Origin of the sequence: Paraburkholderia rhizosphaerae, assembly GCF_004366595.1 — a bacterium.
GTDB lineage: Bacteria > Pseudomonadota > Gammaproteobacteria > Burkholderiales > Burkholderiaceae > Paraburkholderia > Paraburkholderia rhizosphaerae.
The window spans coordinates 1-19,302 of sequence record NZ_SORE01000041.1 but is presented as its reverse complement, the minus strand read 5'-3'; the positions used below and the strand labels follow the sequence as shown (position 1 = coordinate 19,302).

Here is a 19,302-nt window from a genome sequence, read left to right as displayed (position 1 = left end):
TTTACAGGCGACCTGAAACGACTACGACTAACCGGCGACTTACTTGCCGGCCTTGGCGCGCTTCGCACCGTACTTCGAACGAGCCTGCTTACGATCCTTGACGCCCTGGGTATCCAGCGAGCCACGAACCATGTGATAACGCACACCCGGCAAGTCCTTCACACGACCACCACGGATCAGCACAACCGAGTGTTCCTGCAGGTTGTGGCCTTCACCGCCGATGTACGAAATGACTTCGAAGCCGTTCGTGAGGCGCACCTTGGCGACCTTACGCAGCGCCGAGTTCGGCTTCTTGGGCGTCGTGGTGTACACGCGGGTGCACACGCCTCGACGCTGGGGGCAGTCCTGCAAGGCCGGGCTCTTGCTCTTCGTCGTTTCCGACGTGCGGCCTTTGCGAACCAGTTGATTGATGGTTGGCATTGTTTATTCCTGAAATTGAACAAAATCGACGCATCTGTTTCCGGGCAAAGCGAAAACGACTGCGCATCGAACTCCGATTCGACGTGAAACCCGTGACAAACGCGCGAACTCGATTGAAACGTGCGCGCGAAGACACCCCGAGAACCGGAACCTAGCATGATATTCCGAAAATGCTAAGAGAGTCAACAAGTTGCAGCCTTTGGCAAGCGGACGACGGGCTTCTCAGGTCAATCAGCTGCGACTACTTCCAGTAATTCCGCTCCAAACCGATCCAGCTTGCGGACGCCCATCCCGGGAATGTGGCGCAAATCCTCGAGCGAATCCGGTTCGCTGCGCGCGATCTCGGCCAACGTCGCGTCGTGAAAGATGACGTAGGCAGGCACGCCATCGCTTTTCGCCGTCTCGGAGCGCCACGCGCGTAGTCGCTCCCAGCGGGCGCGCTCGCGCGCGCTCATGCCGGCGGTCGGATCCGCACGCTCGCTGGTGCGCCCGGATGCCTGACGGGAACGCGTCGGCTTGACGTAACGGCGCATCGTGACCGTCTGCTCGCCCTTGAGAACGGGTTTGCTGGCCTCGGTCAGTACGAGTGCGCCGAAGCCGTCGTGATCGACCGTCAGAAAGCCAAACGCGACGAGTTGCCGGAACACCGCTCGCCATTCGTGTTCGGTCAGAGCCGAACCGATACCAAAGGTGCTTAACTGATCGTGGCCGCGCTGCAATATCTTTTCATTGCGATTCCCACGCAAGATATCGATCAGGTGACCGGCGCCGAAGTTAAAGCCGCTGGCGCGTTGCGCGCGAAACACACAGGACAGCGCCATTCGCGACTCACGCGTCGCGTCCCAGGATGCGGGCGGCTCAAGGCATGTGTCGCAGTTGCCGCAAGGTTCGCTCGCTTCGCCGAAGTAGCCAAGCAGCCGCACACGCCGGCACGCAGCCGTCTCGCACAGCGCCAACAACGCATCGAGCTTGCCGGTCTGCACGCGCTTGTGTGCGTCGTCGGCATCCGATTCGTCGATCATCTTGCGTTGCTGGACAACGTCGCCCAGGCCGTACGCCATCCACGCGTTCGCCGGCAGACCGTCGCGCCCGGCGCGGCCGGTTTCCTGGTAATAGCCCTCGACGCTTTTCGGCAGGTCGAGGTGCGCGACGAAACGCACGTCCGGCTTGTCGATGCCCATACCGAACGCGATCGTCGCGCACATGACAATGCCTTCGTCTCGCTGAAAAATTTCCTGATGTTGCTGCCGGACTTCGAATTCCATTCCAGCGTGATAGGGGAGTGCACGAACGCCCTGGCCCTGTAGCCACTCTGCCGTTTCCTCGACCTTGCGACGCGACAGGCAATAGACAACGCCGGCGTCGGTCGTGCCATCCGGCCGCGTGTGTTCAGCGCGGATAAAGTCGAGTAGCTGCGAGCGCGCATTGTCTTTCTCGACGATCCGATAACGAATGTTTGGCCGGTCGAAACTGGACACAAACACGCGCGCATCATCAAGCGCGAGACGGTGAATGATTTCGTCGCGCGTAATCGCGTCAGCGGTCGCGGTGAGCGCGATACGCGGCACCGACGGAAACCGCTCGTGCAGCACCGATAGTTGAATGTATTCGGGCCGGAAATCGTGCCCCCATTGAGACACGCAATGCGCTTCGTCGATCGCGAACAGGCCGATGCGCGCGCGTTCGAGCAGATCGAGGAAGCGCGGCGTCATCAACCGCTCAGGTGCCACGTACAGAAGGTCGATATTGCCGTCGCGCAACGCTCGTTCTGTGGCCACCGCCTCCGCACCGGACAAGGTCGAGTTCAAATAGGCAGCGCGCACGCCGACTTCCGTGAGCGCCGCGACCTGATCCTGCATCAGCGCGATCAACGGCGACACAACAATGCCGGTACCGAGCCCTTGCTCGCGCCGCACGAGCGACGGAATCTGATAGCAAAGCGATTTGCCCCCACCTGTCGGCATCAGCACCAGGCAATCTCCGCCCCCGGCCACATGCTGGACGATTTCGGCCTGCTGCCCTCTGAATGCAGGGTAGCCGAACACTTCATTGAGGATTTCAAGCGGACGGGACATGAACGATCGGAAGACAGGCAGGAGGAGGACAGCGAATTTTACCAACGTCATCGCGCCGAACCGACATTCGAGATGCGCTGTTAGCCGAACGGCCAGGGTTTAAACCGTATCGATCGGCGCTACACTCGGCATCAACTTGTCAGTTACCGGAAATAGCATGAAGGACGCAGATGCCGCCACGACCACCCGGCGAGTCTATCTCGCCGGATTCGACGTTTTTCGTCCAGATGCCGCAGCGCATGGCGCATATCTGAAAGCGCTGTGTGCCGAGCGCGGTCTCACCGGCCTATACCCGTGCGACGGTGCTCCGCCGGATGCGCTCGCGACGCGCGACGCGGCACGATGGATCTGTGACGCAAACCTCGCATTAATCCGCGAAGCGGACGCGGTGCTCGCCAATCTGAACGACTTTCGCGGCGCAGGTGAGCCGGATGTTGGCACCGCGTTTGAAGTGGGCTTCGCCGTTGCGCTTGGCAAACCCGTCTGGGGTTACCGGTCGGACGACAAACCTCTGATCGAGCGCGCGGCAGCACGCGCGCAAGACAGTGTGTCCTTTTGCTCACGCGGCTTTGTCGTAGAAGACTTTGGCCTCCCGGTCAACCTGATGCTTGCCTGTACGGTACAACTGGTTACCGGCGACGCAGCGGCTTGTCTGGACGCACTGTGTGCGTCGGCGTACTTGCAAGCGCGACGCGACTAGAAGAGAACCACGCTGGTGCAGCGGCCAGGCCGTCAAACCGGTGTACGCCCGCCCTGGTTCTGCGCGACCACTTCGATGCTGGGACGCCTGCCGTTAATCGAGAGACTGGCCAGTGCCTGTCGTGCACGCTCGATTTGATATTCTCCAACGCCAATTCCCGCGGGATTCTTTACTTCGTTCAGCTTCCGGTATAGCGGCCCATTTACAGATACGACTATTTTGCCCGGTTTGACGTCGACATTTTCGATGGCTTCGCAGCCACCGAAATGAAGCAGGGTCTCTCCGTTCATGCGGTACCCCACCTCGCGTAAGGTGGTCCGCTCCGCGCCGGAAAGTCCGCCGGCGAGTGGGCTGCTCAGCACGCTGTCTACCGTGGCTCTTGTCAATAATCTCCGGGCAGCCGAAGCGTCCACACCGCGAATTAAAGCGGGACTGAATTGGCTAACCACGCCCAAAAGAATCGACGAATCGAGGTCGATCGATTTGTTTGCCGCCGCGGCGCTTCGCAGATTGCGCGAGACATCCAGCACACCGGATGTGTTTTTATCGTCCAGTCTGTTCAACTCGGATAGCGCTCGCCCGATCGGTCCGTGGTCACCGAGCTTCCAATACATCGTTTGAAAAACCGGTGACCGCTGGAATGGGCTCAAGCGGTTCGCCGCCATATCAAGATTATCGGCAAACCGGATAATGGCAAATGGGTTCCGGGTAAGCTCTTGCTCCGTGTAACGTAGCCCGATCTTCACCTGATTATTCTTTTCCAGTGCCGCCGGTCGGCCCGCATAGCGAACTTTGGTGTCGTCCGCGGTCACCTTAATGGGTTGCGCAGATGACTGCTTCTGCAACATATCGTTGACTTGCTTTTCCATCTCTTTGGCGTCGGACCCACGAATTTCTATTGCGGACACCTGATGGGCGCGACGTGACGAGGTCGAATAATGATTCAACAATTCTTTCAGAGATTCCACATCAGATGCCAGCAACGCGCCACGATCTGTTTTCACATTAATTGGATAGCTTCCGGCATCGACATCGGCAGAGTGAAGTTGAATTGCCTTCCTCATATCGGAAAGCACCTGATCGGTCCGGCCATTTTCGCGTTGAATCAGGCCTTGCAATTGATCGCGCACATCGTCAAACCTCGACGCACTGGACAATCCGTGAGTGGATTTGGGTCGACCGTCGAGATCTGGGTACCCGATGTCATGCCAATGTGCGGTAATCTTGAACAGAAGGCGTGCAAGGCTCGTGGGAATGTTATATTTTCTGGCCGCACTCTGCTCTATTTCAGGATATGCATTGATGATCCGGTCAATGTATCCCGCCGTGCGCTCCGAATGATCAAATCCATGTGACACATATTGCGGCGGATTACCCTGGTGCTGCGCCAGAGCAGGTTTACCGAGTCTGCTTGCGATGTCTCTTACGACACCAACAGCATCCCGATCGTTCAGTCGCCCCGTCTCTTTTAGATAATTTGCGTAGGGACTTATTATACGCTCGGCGACCAACGGTTGTTTGATCGAGCGGACGCCCTGTCTGACACCCGAGAAGGTTTGCATATTTTCGGATCCAACCTGCTTCCGTAAATCGATGGTCATTTCGACTTTACGGCGCGCCATTAGATTGTCGGATGTTGGTGCGCTTAAATTATCGTCCATCGATCCAGCCTTGCCAGGAGCAGCTTCGGGGATATGGTGTGGCGATACAGCGGGGCCTTTAAACTCGAACATGTTGAACACTCCAGATCCAAGCGATGCGGTGACAAAAGAGCGGCTATGCATGCATAAATTCAACCTCCGCGCTGCGGGGCCGAATTCTTGCGGTGCAGTTTGAGCTTGACCCGGTCAGGCACGTAATACCTGATATAGCGATCGACGCGTTCGCGCTATTTCTTTGAGCATGCTCAAAGAAATTTCAAATAATAAAAAAAAGCCGCCCAGTCGAAACTGGGCGGCTTTGCCAACAGACCCAAGCGAAGCGGCTCCCGCCGCCCGCCATTACTCGTTGGTATGAGGCGCTTGTTGCTCGGCAGCCGGGTTTTCCGGCGTACCGAATTCGAAGGCCTCTTCGGCTGCGATCTGATCGAAACGCTCGCGATCCGACATTTCCTTGCTCTTGCGCGCCTTGTGGAACGCAAGACCGGTACCGGCCGGAATCAGACGACCGACGATCACGTTTTCCTTCAGGCCACGCAGATCGTCGCGCTTGCCCATAATCGCCGCCTCGGTCAGCACGCGAGTCGTTTCCTGGAACGACGCCGCGGAGATGAACGAATCGGTCGACAACGACGCCTTCGTGATACCCAGCAGCACGTTCTCGTACGTTGCCGGACGCTTGTCTTCCGCGTTCATCTTGTCGTTCTCATCGAGCATGTCCGACCGCTCGACCTGTTCGCCCGGGATGAAACGCGTATCACCGTTATCGGAGATCTGCACGCGACGCAGCATCTGACGCACGATCACTTCAATGTGCTTGTCGTTGATCTTCACGCCCTGCAGACGGTACACGTCCTGCACTTCGTCCACGATGTAACGCGACAGCGCCTCGACGCCCTGCAGACGCAGGATGTCGTGTGGATCCGCCGGTCCGTCGACGATCATTTCGCCCTTGTTGACGACCTGACCATCGTGCACCAGAACCTGCTTTTCCTTCGCGATCAGGAACTCGTGCTGATTGCCTTCGAGGTCCGTGATGACGAGACGCTGCTTGCCCTTCGTGTCCTTACCGAACGACACCGTACCCGTAACTTCCGCGAGGATACCCGCGTCCTTCGGCGAACGTGCTTCGAACAGCTCGGCCACACGCGGCAGACCACCGGTAATGTCGCGGGTCTTCTGCGATTCGGTCGGGATACGTGCAAGCACTTCACCGACCTGAACCTGCTGACCGTCCTTCACGGTAATCAGCGCGCCGACCTGGAAGCCGATCTGCACCGCATGCTCGGTACCCGGAATCTTCACTTCGTCGCCGGTGGCATCGAGCAGCTTCACCTGCGGACGCACGCTCTTCGACGCTTGCGAACCGCGACGCTTCACGTCGATCACGACGAGCGTCGAAAGGCCCGTCACGTCGTCGATCTGCTTCGCGACCGTCACGCCTTCCTCGACGTTCTCGAACTTCACCGTACCGCCGTACTCGGTGATGATCGGACGCGTCATCGGATCCCACGTTGCGAGTTGCGTGCCCGCCTTGATCTGCGCACCGTCGAGCTGCAGCAGCGTCGCGCCGTACGGCACCTTGTGACGCTCGCGCTCACGGCCGTGATCGTCGGTGATCATCGCTTCGCCCGAACGCGAGATGACGATCTGCTCGCCCTTCGCATTAGTGACGTAACGCATCGTCGACGTGAAACGCACGGTACCGTTCGACTTCGCTTCGATCGACGAAGCAACCGCCGCGCGCGATGCCGCGCCACCGATGTGGAACGTACGCATCGTCAGCTGCGTGCCCGGTTCGCCGATCGACTGCGCGGCGATCACGCCGACCGCTTCGCCGACGTTCACCAGCGAGCCGCGACCGAGGTCGCGGCCATAGCACGATGCGCACAAACCATAACGCGTTTCGCAGGTGAGCGGCGTACGCACGCGCACTTCGTCGATGCCGAGACGTTCGATCTCTTCGACTGCCGTTTCGTCGAGCAAAGTGCCCGATTCGTACAGCGTTTCCTGCGTTTCCGGATTGACGACGTCCGCCACCGCGACGCGGCCGAGGATCCGGTCGCGCAGCGCTTCGACGACTTCACCGCCTTCGACGAGCGCCTTCATCGCCACGCCTTGCGACGTGCCGCAATCGTCTTCGACAACGACCAGATCCTGCGTGACGTCAACCAGACGACGCGTCAGGTAACCGGAGTTCGCGGTCTTCAGTGCCGTGTCGGCCAAGCCCTTACGTGCGCCGTGCGTCGAGATGAAGTACTGCAGCACGTTCAGGCCTTCGCGGAAGTTCGCGGTAATCGGCGTCTCGATGATCGAGCCGTCCGGCTTCGCCATCAGGCCGCGCATACCGGCCAGCTGACGAATCTGCACCGCGGAACCACGCGCACCCGAGTCCGCCATCATGTAGATCGAGTTGAACGACTCCTGACGCGTTTCGTTGCCGTCGCGATCCGTGACCGGCTCCGTCGACAGCTGCTCCATCATCGCCTTGCCGACCGCTTCCGACGTTGCCGACCAGATGTCGACCACGTTGTTGTAGCGCTCCTGCGCGGTGACGAGACCCGACATGTACTGACGGTCGTATTCCTTCACCTTCTTCGCGGCGTCGCCGACGATCGTTTCCTTCTGCGGCGGTACGAGCATGTCGTCGACGCAGATCGAAATACCGGCGCGCGTTGCCAGGCGGAAGCCCGACTGCATCAGCTGATCGGCGAAGATCACCGTTTCGCGCAGGCCGCAACGGCGGAACGCCGTATTGATCAGACGCGAGATTTCCTTCTTCTTCAGCGGCTTGTTCAGCACCGAGAACGGCAGCCCCGGCGGCAGAATTTCCGACAGGATCGAACGGCCGACCGTGGTGGCGTACAGCGAGACCTTCGGCACGAATGCCGGCGCGCCTTCCGACGTGTCTTCGTTGTGGACCATTTCGGTGATCCGCACGTTGACCCGCGACGCGAGCTCGACTTCCTTGTTCTCGTACGCACGCAGCACTTCCGACACGCCGGTGAACGACATGCCTTCGCCCTTCGCGTTCACTGCTTCACGCGTCGCGTAGTACAGGCCGAGCACGATATCTTGCGACGGCACGATCGACGGATCGCCGTTAGCCGGGAACAGCACGTTGTTCGACGCGAGCATCAGCGTGCGCGCTTCCATCTGCGCTTCAAGCGACAGCGGAACGTGAACAGCCATCTGGTCACCGTCGAAGTCGGCGTTGAACGCCGCGCAAACGAGCGGGTGCAGCTGGATGGCCTTGCCTTCGATCAGCACCGGCTCGAACGCCTGGATGCCAAGACGGTGCAGCGTCGGCGCACGGTTCAGCATCACCGGGTGCTCGCGGATCACCTCTTCGAGGATGTCCCACACCACCGGCGTCTGGTTCTCGACTTCCTTCTTCGCCGCCTTGATCGTCGTCGCCACGCCCATCACTTCGAGCTTGTTGAAGATGAACGGCTTGAAGAGCTCGAGCGCCATCAGCTTCGGCAGACCACACTGATGCAGCTTCAGCGTCGGGCCGACCACGATCACCGAACGGCCGGAGTAGTCGACGCGCTTACCGAGCAGGTTCTGACGGAAGCGACCGCCCTTACCCTTGATCATGTCGGCGAGCGACTTCAGCGGACGCTTGTTCGCGCCGGTCATCGCCTTGCCGCGACGGCCGTTATCGAGCAGCGAGTCGACGGCTTCCTGCAGCATCCGCTTTTCGTTGCGAACGATGATTTCCGGCGCTTTCAGCTCGAGCAGACGCTTCAACCGGTTGTTACGGTTGATCACGCGGCGGTACAGGTCGTTCAGGTCGGACGTCGCGAAACGGCCACCGTCGAGCGGCACGAGCGGGCGCAGTTCCGGCGGCAGCACCGGCAGCACTTCGAGAATCATCCACTCGGGCTTGATGCCCGAACGCTGGAAGGCCTCGAGCACCTTCAGGCGCTTCGCGTACTTCTTGATCTTCGCTTCCGAGCCGGTGTTCTTCAGTTCGGTGCGCAGCATCTCGACCTGCTCGTCGATGTTGATCGCACGCAGCAGTTCACGCACCCCTTCCGCGCCCATTTCGGCACGGAATTCGTCACCGTACTCTTCGACCTTGTTGTAGTAATCCTCTTCGGTCATGATCTGCCGCGCTTTCAGCGGCGTCATGCCCGGGTCGATCACAACATAGGCTTCGAAGTACAGCACGCGCTCGATATCGCGCAGCGTCATATCGAGCACCATGCCCAGACGCGACGGCAGCGACTTCAGGAACCAGATGTGCGCAACCGGCGAAGCCAGTTCGATGTGGCCCATCCGTTCACGACGCACCTTGGCGAGCGTCACTTCGACGCCGCACTTCTCGCAGATCACGCCGCGGTGCTTCAGACGCTTGTACTTGCCGCACAGGCACTCGTAGTCCTTGATCGGACCAAAGATCTTCGCGCAGAACAGACCATCCCGCTCCGGCTTGAACGTGCGGTAGTTGATCGTTTCCGGCTTCTTCACTTCACCGAACGACCATGACCGGATCTTGTCGGGCGAGGCCAGACCGATCTTGATCGCGTCGAAAACTTCTTCTTGTTGGACTTGCTTGAATAGATCGAGCAGAGCTTTCATTGCTTTCTCTCCGTAGTCCGATTAGTTGCGGTCCAGATCGATGTCGATACCGAGCGAGCGGATTTCCTTCACCAGCACGTTGAAGGATTCCGGCATGCCCGCATCGATCACGTGATCGCCCTTGACCAGGTTCTCATACACCTTGGTCCGGCCTGTCACGTCATCCGATTTGACCGTCAGCATTTCCTGCAGCACATACGATGCGCCGTACGCTTCGAGCGCCCACACTTCCATTTCACCGAAGCGCTGACCGCCGAACTGCGCCTTACCGCCCAGCGGCTGCTGCGTGACGAGCGAGTACGGACCCGTCGAACGGGCGTGCATCTTGTCGTCGACCAAGTGGTGCAGCTTCAGGTAGTGCATGTAGCCGACCGTGACCGGACGCTCGAATGCCTCACCCGTGCGACCGTCATACAGACGCACCTGATTCTTCGACTGCGTCATACCGAGCTGTTGCGCGATTTCGTCCGGGAACGCGAGGTCCAGCATCTTGGACATCTCGTCTTCGGTCGCACCGTCGAACACTGGTGTCGCGAACGGCACGCCTTCGCGCAGGTTCTTCGCCAGTTCGACGATTTCGTCGTCGCCAAAGCCATCGATTTCTTCCGCACGGCCCGACTCGTTGTAGATCTTGGTCAGGAACGCGCGCAGTTCTTCGATCTTCGTCTGACGCTGCAGCATTTCGCCGATACGCCAGCCGAGACCCTTCGCGGCCCAACCCAGATGCACTTCGAGCACCTGACCCACGTTCATCCGCGACGGCACGCCGAGCGGATTCAGCACGACGTCGGCCGGACGGCCATCCGCCATGTACGGCATGTCTTCGATCGGCACGATCTTCGACACGACGCCCTTGTTACCGTGACGGCCTGCCATCTTGTCGCCAGGCTGCAGGCGGCGCTTCACCGCGAGGTACACCTTGACCATCTTCAGCACGCCCGGCGGCAGTTCGTCGCCTTGCGTGAGCTTCTTGCGCTTCTCTTCGAACGCGAGATCGAACTGGTGACGCTTCTGTTCGATCGAGTCCTTGATGGCTTCGAGCTGCGCCGCTGCATCTTCGTCCGCCAGGCGGATGTCGAACCAGTGGTAGTGGTCGAGATCTTCGAGGTAAGCCTGTTCGATCTTCGTGCCCTTCGCGAGCTTCTTCGGACCGCCGTTCGCCACCTTGCCGACGAGCATGCGTGCCAGACGCTGGAATGCATCGCCTTCGACGATACGCAGCTGGTCGTTCAGGTCGAGGCGATAGCGCTTCAGTTCATCGTCGATGATCTGTTGCGCGCGCTTGTCGCGCTGGATGCCTTCACGCGTGAACACCTGCACGTCGATGACCGTGCCGCTCATGCCCGACGGCACGCGCAGCGACGTGTCCTTCACGTCGGACGCCTTCTCGCCGAAGATCGCGCGCAGCAGCTTTTCTTCCGGCGTCAGTTGGGTTTCGCCCTTCGGCGTGACCTTGCCGACCAGCACGTCGCCTGCTTCGACTTCCGCGCCGATGTACACAATGCCCGACTCGTCGAGACGGCCAAGCTGCACTTCCGCGAGGTTCGAAATATCGCGCGTGATTTCTTCCGGTCCGAGCTTCGTGTCGCGAGCGACCACGTTCAGCTCTTCGATGTGGATCGACGTGTAGCGATCGTCCGCGACGACCTTCTCCGAGATCAGGATCGAGTCTTCGAAGTTGTAGCCGTTCCACGGCATGAACGCGACCAGCATGTTCTGACCCAGCGCGAGTTCGCCGAGGTCAGTCGATGCGCCATCGGCCAGCACGTCGCCGCGCGACACGATGTCGCCGACCTTCACGATCGGGCGCTGGTTGATGTTCGTGTTCTGGTTCGAACGCGTGTACTTGATCAGGTTGTAGATGTCCACGCCGACGTCGCCGGCGACGGCTTCGTCGTCGTTCACGCGGATCACCATACGGCCTGCGTCGACGTAATCGACCACACCACCGCGGAACGCCTGCACTGTCGTACCCGAGTCGACCGCGACCGTACGCTCGATGCCCGTACCGACCACCGCCTTTTCCGGACGCAGACACGGCACCGCCTGGCGCTGCATGTTCGAGCCCATCAATGCGCGGTTCGCGTCGTCGTGCTCGAGGAACGGAATCAGCGACGCAGCAACTGACACGATCTGCGACGGCGCCACGTCCATGTACTGGATGCGGTCCGGCGTGACCATCAGCGTTTCGCCCGCTTCACGCGACGACACCAGTTCGTCGGTCAGCGTGCCGTCATCTGCCACCGCGGCGTTCGCCTGCGCGATCACATAACGGCCTTCTTCGATCGCCGACAGATAGTCGATCTGGTCGGTCACCTTGCCGTCCGTCACCTTGCGATACGGCGTTTCGAGGAAGCCGTATTCGTTCAGGTGCGCGTACAGCGCCAGCGAGTTGATCAGACCGATGTTCGGACCTTCCGGCGTTTCGATCGGGCACACGCGACCATAGTGCGTCGGGTGCACGTCGCGCACTTCGAAGCCTGCGCGCTCACGCGTCAGACCGCCCGGGCCCAGTGCGGAAACGCGACGCTTGTGCGTGATTTCCGACAGCGGGTTCGTCTGGTCCATAAACTGCGACAGCTGCGACGAACCGAAGAACTCGCGAATTGCCGACGAAATCGGCTTCGAATTGATCAGGTCGTGCGGCATCAGGTTTTCGCTTTCCGCCTGGCCCAGACGCTCCTTCACCGCACGCTCGACACGCACGAGTCCGGCGCGGAACTGATTCTCCGCAAGTTCACCGACGCAACGCACGCGACGATTGCCCAGGTGGTCGATATCGTCCACTTCGCCCTTGCCGTTGCGCAGCTCGACGAGGATCTTGATCGTCGCAAGGATGTCGTCGTCCTGCAGCGTCATCGGGCCGATGATTTCATCCCGGCCGACACGGCGGTTGAACTTCATACGGCCGACCTTCGACAGGTCGTACGCGTCTTCGCTGTAGAACAGGCGATTGAACAGCGCTTCGACCGCTTCTTCGGTCGGCGGCTCGCCCGGACGCATCATCCGATAGATTGCGATACGCGCGGCCATCCGGTCAGCGGTTTCGTCGATACGCAGCGTCGACGAGATATAAGGACCCTGGTCCAGATCATTCGTGTAGAGCGTCTGGATGTCCTTGATCTTCGCTTCGCGCAGTTTCTCGAGCACCGTCTCGGTGATTTCGTCGTTCGCGTTCGCGATGACTTCACCGGTTTCGCCGTCGATCACGTTTTTCGCGAGCACACGGCCGAGCAGATAATCTTCGGGGACCGAAATAAATTTCGTCTTTGCGTTATCGAGGTCGCGAATGTGCTTCGCGTTGATCCGCTTGTCCTTCGTGACGATCACGTTGCCGTCGCGGTCGCTAATGTCGAAACGCGCGACTTCGCCACGCAGACGCTCGGGCACGAACTCCATCTGCGCGCCTTCCGGCATCAGCGCGAAATTATCGAATACGAAGAAGTTCGCGAGGATCTGTTCCGGCGTAAGGCCGATCGCCTTCAACAGGATCGTGACCGGCATCTTGCGGCGACGGTCGACGCGGAAGTACAGCACGTCCTTCGGGTCGAACTCGAAATCGAGCCACGAACCGCGGTAAGGGATGATCCGCGCCGAAAACAGCAGTTTGCCGGAGCTGTGCGTCTTGCCTTTGTCGTGTTCGAAGAACACGCCCGGCGAACGATGCAACTGCGAAACGATCACGCGCTCAGTGCCGTTGATCACAAACGAGCCCGTCGGCGTCATGAGCGGAATCTCGCCCATGTACACCTCTTGCTCCTTGACTTCCTTGACGACAGGCTTGCTCGGCGACTCCTTGTCGAGCAGCACGAGTCGCACTTTCGCGCGCAGCGCGGAGCAGTACGTCAAGCCACGCTGTTGACATTCCTTGATGTTGAACGCCGGCGGCGACAACATGTAGCTGACAAACTCTAGACGGGCAAAGCCGTTATGAGAAACAATCGGGAATACCGACGTAAACGCGGCCTGCAGACCCTCAGGCTTGCGTTGGGTAGCCGGCACTTCTGCTTGCAGAAACGTGCTGAATGATTCAAGCTGGGTGGCCAGCAGGAAAGGTACTTGGTGAACGATGGGGCGCTTCGCGAAACTCTTGCGAATACGCTTCTTCTCGGTGAAGGAATATTGCATACGATCTCCGAATCACGGCGGGCATTGTTGTCGAGGCGAGATACCTTGATGTGACAACCCGAGTGTTCACCGACTGAGACCCGTTGGCCGTCCGATGGCTTGAACGAGCCGAGAAGCTTGGTGGTTGGCCGCTACCAACCGCTGGCTGACGGCAGCGGATGCCTGTGTTGCCCGCCGCCCGACCAAACTTGCCTTCTGCAGTCGCTTCAGAAGACAAAGAGAAGCGCCACTTAACTTACGAAATGACGGTTTTCTTTGGCTTCTAGGGGACATTGTCGCCAAAAACAGCGCGGGAAACGCCGTCCCCACAAAGCACAAAAAGGCCGGCGGTGATTTAACCGCCAGCCTTCGCATAGCGCGCCGAAAATTACTTGATTTCAGCCTTCGCGCCTGCGTCTTCCAGCTTCTTCTTCGCCTCTTCAGCGGCAGCCTTCGGTACCGCTTCCTTGACTGGCTTCGGTGCACCGTCGACCAGGTCCTTCGCTTCCTTCAGGCCCAAGCCCGTCAGTTCACGAACCGCCTTAATTACGGACACCTTGTTCGCGCCGGTTTCCGTCAAGATAACCGTGAACTCGGTTTGTTCTTCCACGGCAGCAGCACCGCCGCCAGCGCCCGCCGGGCCCGCAACTGCGACAGCAGCAGCCGATACGCCAAACTTCTCTTCGAACGCCTTGACCAGTTCGTTCAGTTCCAGAACCGACATCGAGCCTACGGCTTCGAGGATGTCTTCTTTTGCGATTGCCATTTGAAATACTCCTAGATTGAATTCGGATACAGCCAGCGATCCTTTACGCCCGGCTGAAGTACGTTAGGCAGCTTCGCCCTGCTTCTTTTCAGCCAGCGCAGCCAATGCGCGCGCAAAGCCAGAAACAGGTGCTTGCATAACGAACAACAGCTTGGAGAGCAGTTCCTCGCGACTCGGGATGTTGGCCAGCGCTTGTACGCCAGCCTTGTCCATCACCTTGCCTTCGTAGGAACCAGCCTTGATGATCAACTTCTCATTGCCTTTGCTAAATTCGTTGACGACTTTAGCGGCGGCAATCGCATCTTCAGAGATGCCGTAGATCAGAGGACCGGTCATCTGCTCAGCCAGCGGAGCAAACGGAGTACCCTCGACAGCGCGACGCGCCAGCGTGTTCTTCAGAACGCGCAGGTACACCTTCTGCTCGCGCGCTTTCGCGCGCAGCTTGGTCAGATCGCCAACCGTGATCCCACGATACTCGGCCAGAACGATGGTCTGAGCTTTCCCGACTTGCGCGGAAACCTCAGCCACGACGGCCTGCTTACCTTCTTTGTTCAGTGGCACGGTTAACCTCCAGATTCGGTGCACTTCACTTGCGCTTCGTGCACCGCGTTCAACAACGGCGTCCGACCAGTCAAGGAGTATTTCGACCGCCCGACACTCCCGTCACCGAGGGTGCCTAACGGCTTCATCACCACAAAACCTTTTCGGGTTCGCCATCTGCGTTGGCTTGAATTAAGGTCACGCCCGATTGCTGCGCTCCCACCAACGGTCTTTGACAACCGGTCACTCGCTGCTTACCGCTCAGCTTGCGACCGCCCAAAGCCCTTCACGCGCTTCCGCCCTCACTGGCTCGGAAGCGCCAAACTCTTTACTGCGCGGCCAGCGACGTCTGGTCGACGCGCACGCCCACGCCCATCGTGCTCGACAGCGCGATCTTACGCAGATACACGCCCTTGCTCGTCGCCGGCTTCGCCTTTTGCAGCGCTTCGACAAGTGCGTCGAGGTTGCTGCGCAGCGCTGCGGGTTCGAACGAAGCACGACCGATCGTTGCGTGGATAATGCCTGCCTTGTCAACACGGAACTGCACTTGACCGGCCTTTGCGTTCTTCACGGCAGTCGCCACGTCCGGCGTCACCGTACCTACCTTCGGGTTCGGCATCAGGCCGCGGGGACCGAGGATTTGACCCAGTGTACCGACCACGCGCATCGTGTCCGGAGAGGCGATGACCACGTCGAAGTTCAGGTTACCCGCCTTCACTTGCTCGGCGAGGTCTTCCATACCAACGATCTCGGCGCCGGCGGCACGTGCCTGTTCAGCCTTTTCGCCTTGCGCGAAAACCGCCACGCGCACTGACTTACCGGTACCCGACGGCAAGACTACCGAGCCGCGAACGACCTGGTCCGACTTCTTCGCGTCGATGCCGAGTTGCACCGCAACGTCGATCGACTCATCGAATTTCGCGCTCGCACATTCTTTAACCAGCGACAGAGCATCGTTGATCGGGTACAGCTTTTGACGATCAACCTTGTTTGCGAATGCCTGCAGACGCTTTGAAAGCTTAGCCATTTACACGCCCTCCACGGTGATGCCCATCGAGCGGGCGCTGCCAGCGATGGTACGAACCGCTGCGTCCATATCGGCTGCGGTGAGGTCCGGCATCTTCGTTTTGGCGATTTCTTCAGCTTGCGCACGGGTGATCTTGCCGACTTTGTCCGTGTGCGGCTTGCTCGAGCCCTTGTCGACCTTCGCAGCCTTCTTGATCAGAACCGTGGCCGGCGGCGTCTTGAGGACGAACGTGAAGCTCTTGTCAGCGAAGGCGGTGATAACGACGGGAATCGGGAGACCCGGTTCCATCGCTTGAGTCTGTGCGTTGAACGCCTTGCAGAACTCCATGATATTCAGGCCGCGCTGACCCAATGCCGGGCCGACCGGCGGCGACGGATTGGCTTTACCTGCAGGAATCTGCAGCTTGATAAAGCCGACGATTTTCTTTGCCATATTTGCAAACCTCGTGGGAACGCGTGTGCGTTCAGTGAGTAGTAGCGCGCGTTCGCCAACTTCAGCTACTGACGCTCCTCAACGGCCATTACGCGAGCCGTAAGCGCGAAACGCGGATCGCGCCATTGGCGCGATCCGCTGGAACTGATTACAACTTCTCAACCTGTCCGAATTCCAGTTCAACCGGTGTCGCACGACCGAAAATGGTGACAGAAACGCGAACTCGCGACTTTTCGTAGTTGACTTCTTCAACGCTACCGTTGAAGTCAGTGAATGGGCCATCTTTCACGCGAACCATCTCGCCGACTTCGAACAGGGTCTTTGGCCTCGGCTTCTCGACGCCTTCCTGCATCTGCGACATGATTTTTTCGACCTCGCGCGGCGAAATCGGACTCGGGCGGTTACGTGCGCCCCCGACGAACCCGGTGACCTTGGCCGTGTTCTTGACCAGGTGCCACGTTTCATCGGTCATCTCCATCTCGACGAGGACGTAGCCCGGAAAAAACCGACGCTCCGTCACCGACTTATGACCACCCTTTACTTCAACTACCTCTTCCGTCGGAACAAGGATCTGGCCGAACTTATCTTGCATGCCAGCCCGCTCGATGCGCTCCTGAAGCGCACGCTGCACGCTCTTCTCCATTCCGGAGTAGGCGTGCACGACGTACCAACGTTTTCCACTCGGGGATGCCGGCGTATCGCTCATATCATTTCCAACCCAGAATCGCCGAGAAAATCGCCCATTCTATGGATTTGTCACAAATCCAAAGAAATAGCGCCATGACTAACACGAACCCGAAGACGACAAGGGTCGTTTGGCTCGCCTCTTTACGAGTCGGCCACACTACCTTGCGGACCTCTTTATATGAGTCCTTGGCGAACGCGATAAAACCCTTGCCAGGCGCTGAAAGGAGACCGACTGCGACGCCCGCGATCAAACCAACGGCCAAGGCCGCACCGCGAACGTACCATTCCTGGCCGTTGAGCCAGAAGAACCCCACGAACCCGGCCACGACCAACAATACGCCGACAACCAGCATCAGCTTGTCACCGGACGTATTTACAGTTTCGACGGATGGATTCGCCATAACACCTTACAAACGTCACATTGACGCGAGAATTGGCAGGGGCAGAGGGAATCGAACCCCCAACCTTCGGTTTTGGAGACCGACGCTCTGCCAGTTGAGCTATACCCCTAAACCATTTGGGGTTGACGACATCGCCAACCCCGAAAACAACCGATCAACGAGAACTGGCTGGCTTACTCGATGATCTTGGCGACGACACCGGCGCCGACGGTACGGCCACCTTCACGGATGGCGAAACGCAGACCTTCTTCCATCGCGATCGGCGCAATCAGCTTCACCGTGATCGACACGTTGTCGCCCGGCATCACCATTTCCTTGTCCTTCGGCAGCTCGATCGAGCCCGTCACGTCCGTCGTACGGAAGTAGAACTGCGGACGGTAGTTGTTGAAGAACGGCGTGTGACGACCGCCCTCATCCTTGCTCAGCACGTACACTTCAGCCGTGAAGTGCGTGTGCGGCGTGATCGAACCCGGCTTGGCCAGCACCTGGCCACGCTCCACGTCTTCACGCTTCGTGCCGCGCAGCAGGATACCCACGTTGTCGCCCGCCTGACCCTGGTCGAGCAGCTTGCGGAACATTTCCACGCCCGTGCACGTCGTCTTCGCCGTCGGCTTGATCCCGACGATCTCGATTTCCTCGCCAACCTTGATCACGCCACGCTCGACACGACCCGTCACCACCGTACCGCGACCCGAGATCGAGAACACGTCTTCCACCGGCATCAGGAACGCGCCATCCACCGCGCGCTCCGGCGTCGGGATGTACGTGTCCAGCGCGTCGGCCAGGTTCATGATCGCCACTTCGCCCAGCTCGCCCTTGTCGCCTTCCAGCGCCAGCTTCGCCGAACCCTTGATGATCGGCGTGTCGTCGCCCGGGAAGTCGTACTTCGACAGCAGTTCGCGCACTTCCATTTCCACCAGCTCGAGCAGTTCCGCGTCGTCCACCATGTCGCACTTGTTCAGGAACACGATGATGTACGGCACGCCCACCTGACGCGCCAGCAGGATGTGCTCGCGCGTTTGCGGCATCGGGCCGTCAGCGGCCGAGCACACCAGGATTGCGCCGTCCATCTGCGCCGCACCCGTGATCATGTTCTTCACGTAGTCCGCGTGACCCGGGCAGTCAACGTGTGCGTAGTGGCGGTTCGCCGTCTCGTACTCCACGTGCGCCGTGTTGATCGTGATGCCGCGCGCCTTTTCTTCCGGCGCCGCGTCGATCTGGTCGTACGCCTTCGCTTCCCCGCCGAACTTCGCGGTCAGCACCGTCGTGATCGCCGCCGTCAGCGTGGTCTTGCCGTGATCAACGTGACCGATCGTGCCCACGTTCACGTGCGGCTTGGTCCGCTCAAACTTACCTTTGGCCATTTTCGACTCCTAAGAGGGTTTATCCGTACGTTGCGCGGGGCGCAAACAATCAATCACCGACACCTGCTGGTGCCCATGGGCAGGATCGAACTGCCGACCTCTCCCTTACCAAGGGAGTGCTCTACCACTGAGCCACATGGGCAATGCTTCTTGCTGGAGCGGGTGAAGGGAATCGAACCCTCGTCGTAAGCTTGGAAGGCTTCTGCTCTACCATTGAGCTACACCCGCAAGGATCTATCGATTCCCGACTACTGCTCAGCTTTATTCTGGTGGAGGAGGTTGGATTCGAACCAACGTAGGCGTAAGCCAACAGATTTACAGTCTGCCCCCTTTAGCCACTCGGGCACCCCTCCGCAGAGAACTGATGATTATGGGGGAACTACCGAGCATTGTCAATACATGCCGGAGCTTCGCCTCGAACAGCCCTCACTTATTCAGCGTCTGCCGTAAACGCCGAAACCCCGCCTGGTGGCGGGGTTTGCGGTGTGCTGCTGGGGAGCCTGACGATTACCTACTTTCACACGGGGATCCGCACTAT

13 protein-coding genes and 4 tRNA genes are annotated in these 19,302 nt (G+C 59.4%); 1 reads left to right on the top strand and 16 read right to left on the bottom strand.

The features are described from left to right. Nucleotides 1-39 precede the first annotated feature (39 nt). Nucleotides 40-420: a 30S ribosomal protein S12 gene (gene rpsL / locus BX592_RS31750; RefSeq protein ID WP_006053290.1), complete on the bottom strand. Its 381-nt coding sequence runs from the start codon at nucleotides 418-420 to the stop codon at nucleotides 40-42. 227 nt (nucleotides 421-647) lie between these two features. Next, the gene (recQ, locus tag BX592_RS31745) at nucleotides 648-2,495 is read right to left on the bottom strand and encodes a DNA helicase RecQ (protein WP_134197242.1); all 1,848 of its coding nucleotides are present in this window, start codon (nucleotides 2,493-2,495) and stop codon (nucleotides 648-650) included. A gap of 157 nt (nucleotides 2,496-2,652) precedes the next feature. Here recQ and BX592_RS31740 point away from each other — a divergent pair, with 157 nt between their 5' ends. Beyond that, nucleotides 2,653-3,195: a nucleoside 2-deoxyribosyltransferase gene (locus BX592_RS31740; protein ID WP_134197241.1), complete on the top strand. Its 543-nt coding sequence runs from the start codon at nucleotides 2,653-2,655 to the stop codon at nucleotides 3,193-3,195. Nucleotides 3,196-3,227: 32 nt separating this feature from the next. Here the strand turns inward: BX592_RS31740 and BX592_RS31735 are convergent, their stop codons facing one another. From BX592_RS31735 to BX592_RS31670, 14 genes are all read right to left on the bottom strand, one after another. After that, entirely contained in the window at nucleotides 3,228-4,928 is a 1,701-nt protein-coding gene (locus BX592_RS31735; RefSeq protein ID WP_134197240.1) for a hypothetical protein, read from the bottom strand. A gap of 267 nt (nucleotides 4,929-5,195) precedes the next feature. After that, the gene (gene rpoC / locus BX592_RS31730) at nucleotides 5,196-9,440 is read right to left on the bottom strand and encodes a DNA-directed RNA polymerase subunit beta' (protein WP_134197239.1); all 4,245 of its coding nucleotides are present in this window, start codon (nucleotides 9,438-9,440) and stop codon (nucleotides 5,196-5,198) included. 21 nt (nucleotides 9,441-9,461) lie between these two features. Further along, a complete protein-coding gene (rpoB, locus tag BX592_RS31725; RefSeq protein ID WP_134197238.1) occupies nucleotides 9,462-13,568 on the bottom strand; it encodes a DNA-directed RNA polymerase subunit beta in 4,107 nt (1,368 codons plus the stop codon). 367 nt (nucleotides 13,569-13,935) lie between these two features. Beyond that, nucleotides 13,936-14,313, bottom strand: a complete 378-nt coding sequence (gene rplL / locus BX592_RS31720) for a 50S ribosomal protein L7/L12 (protein WP_134197237.1) — start codon at nucleotides 14,311-14,313, stop codon at nucleotides 13,936-13,938. A gap of 63 nt (nucleotides 14,314-14,376) precedes the next feature. Next, nucleotides 14,377-14,874, bottom strand: a complete 498-nt coding sequence (rplJ, locus tag BX592_RS31715; protein ID WP_134197236.1) for a 50S ribosomal protein L10 — start codon at nucleotides 14,872-14,874, stop codon at nucleotides 14,377-14,379. Nucleotides 14,875-15,181: 307 nt separating this feature from the next. Continuing rightward, nucleotides 15,182-15,880 (bottom strand): 50S ribosomal protein L1, encoded by a 699-nt coding sequence (gene rplA / locus BX592_RS31710; protein ID WP_134197235.1) that lies wholly within the window; start codon nucleotides 15,878-15,880, stop codon nucleotides 15,182-15,184. Next, a complete protein-coding gene (gene rplK, locus BX592_RS31705) occupies nucleotides 15,881-16,312 on the bottom strand; it encodes a 50S ribosomal protein L11 (protein ID WP_134197234.1) in 432 nt (143 codons plus the stop codon). It abuts the gene before it with no gap. Between the two features lie 148 nt (nucleotides 16,313-16,460). Beyond that, a complete protein-coding gene (nusG, locus tag BX592_RS31700) occupies nucleotides 16,461-17,018 on the bottom strand; it encodes a transcription termination/antitermination protein NusG (RefSeq protein WP_026121916.1) in 558 nt (185 codons plus the stop codon). A gap of 1 nt (nucleotide 17,019) precedes the next feature. Continuing rightward, the gene (gene secE, locus BX592_RS31695; protein ID WP_134197233.1) at nucleotides 17,020-17,400 is read right to left on the bottom strand and encodes a preprotein translocase subunit SecE; all 381 of its coding nucleotides are present in this window, start codon (nucleotides 17,398-17,400) and stop codon (nucleotides 17,020-17,022) included. Nucleotides 17,401-17,433: 33 nt separating this feature from the next. Further along, a tRNA-Trp gene (locus tag BX592_RS31690) sits at nucleotides 17,434-17,509 on the bottom strand. 64 nt (nucleotides 17,510-17,573) lie between these two features. Continuing rightward, nucleotides 17,574-18,764, bottom strand: a complete 1,191-nt coding sequence (gene tuf / locus BX592_RS31685) for an elongation factor Tu (protein WP_134197232.1) — start codon at nucleotides 18,762-18,764, stop codon at nucleotides 17,574-17,576. 67 nt (nucleotides 18,765-18,831) lie between these two features. Then, nucleotides 18,832-18,906 (bottom strand) — tRNA-Thr (locus tag BX592_RS31680). A 12-nt stretch (nucleotides 18,907-18,918) separates the two neighbouring features. Beyond that, nucleotides 18,919-18,992, bottom strand: a tRNA-Gly gene (locus tag BX592_RS31675). 39 nt (nucleotides 18,993-19,031) lie between these two features. Then, nucleotides 19,032-19,117, bottom strand: a tRNA-Tyr gene (locus BX592_RS31670). Between the last annotated feature and the right edge of the window lie 185 nt (nucleotides 19,118-19,302).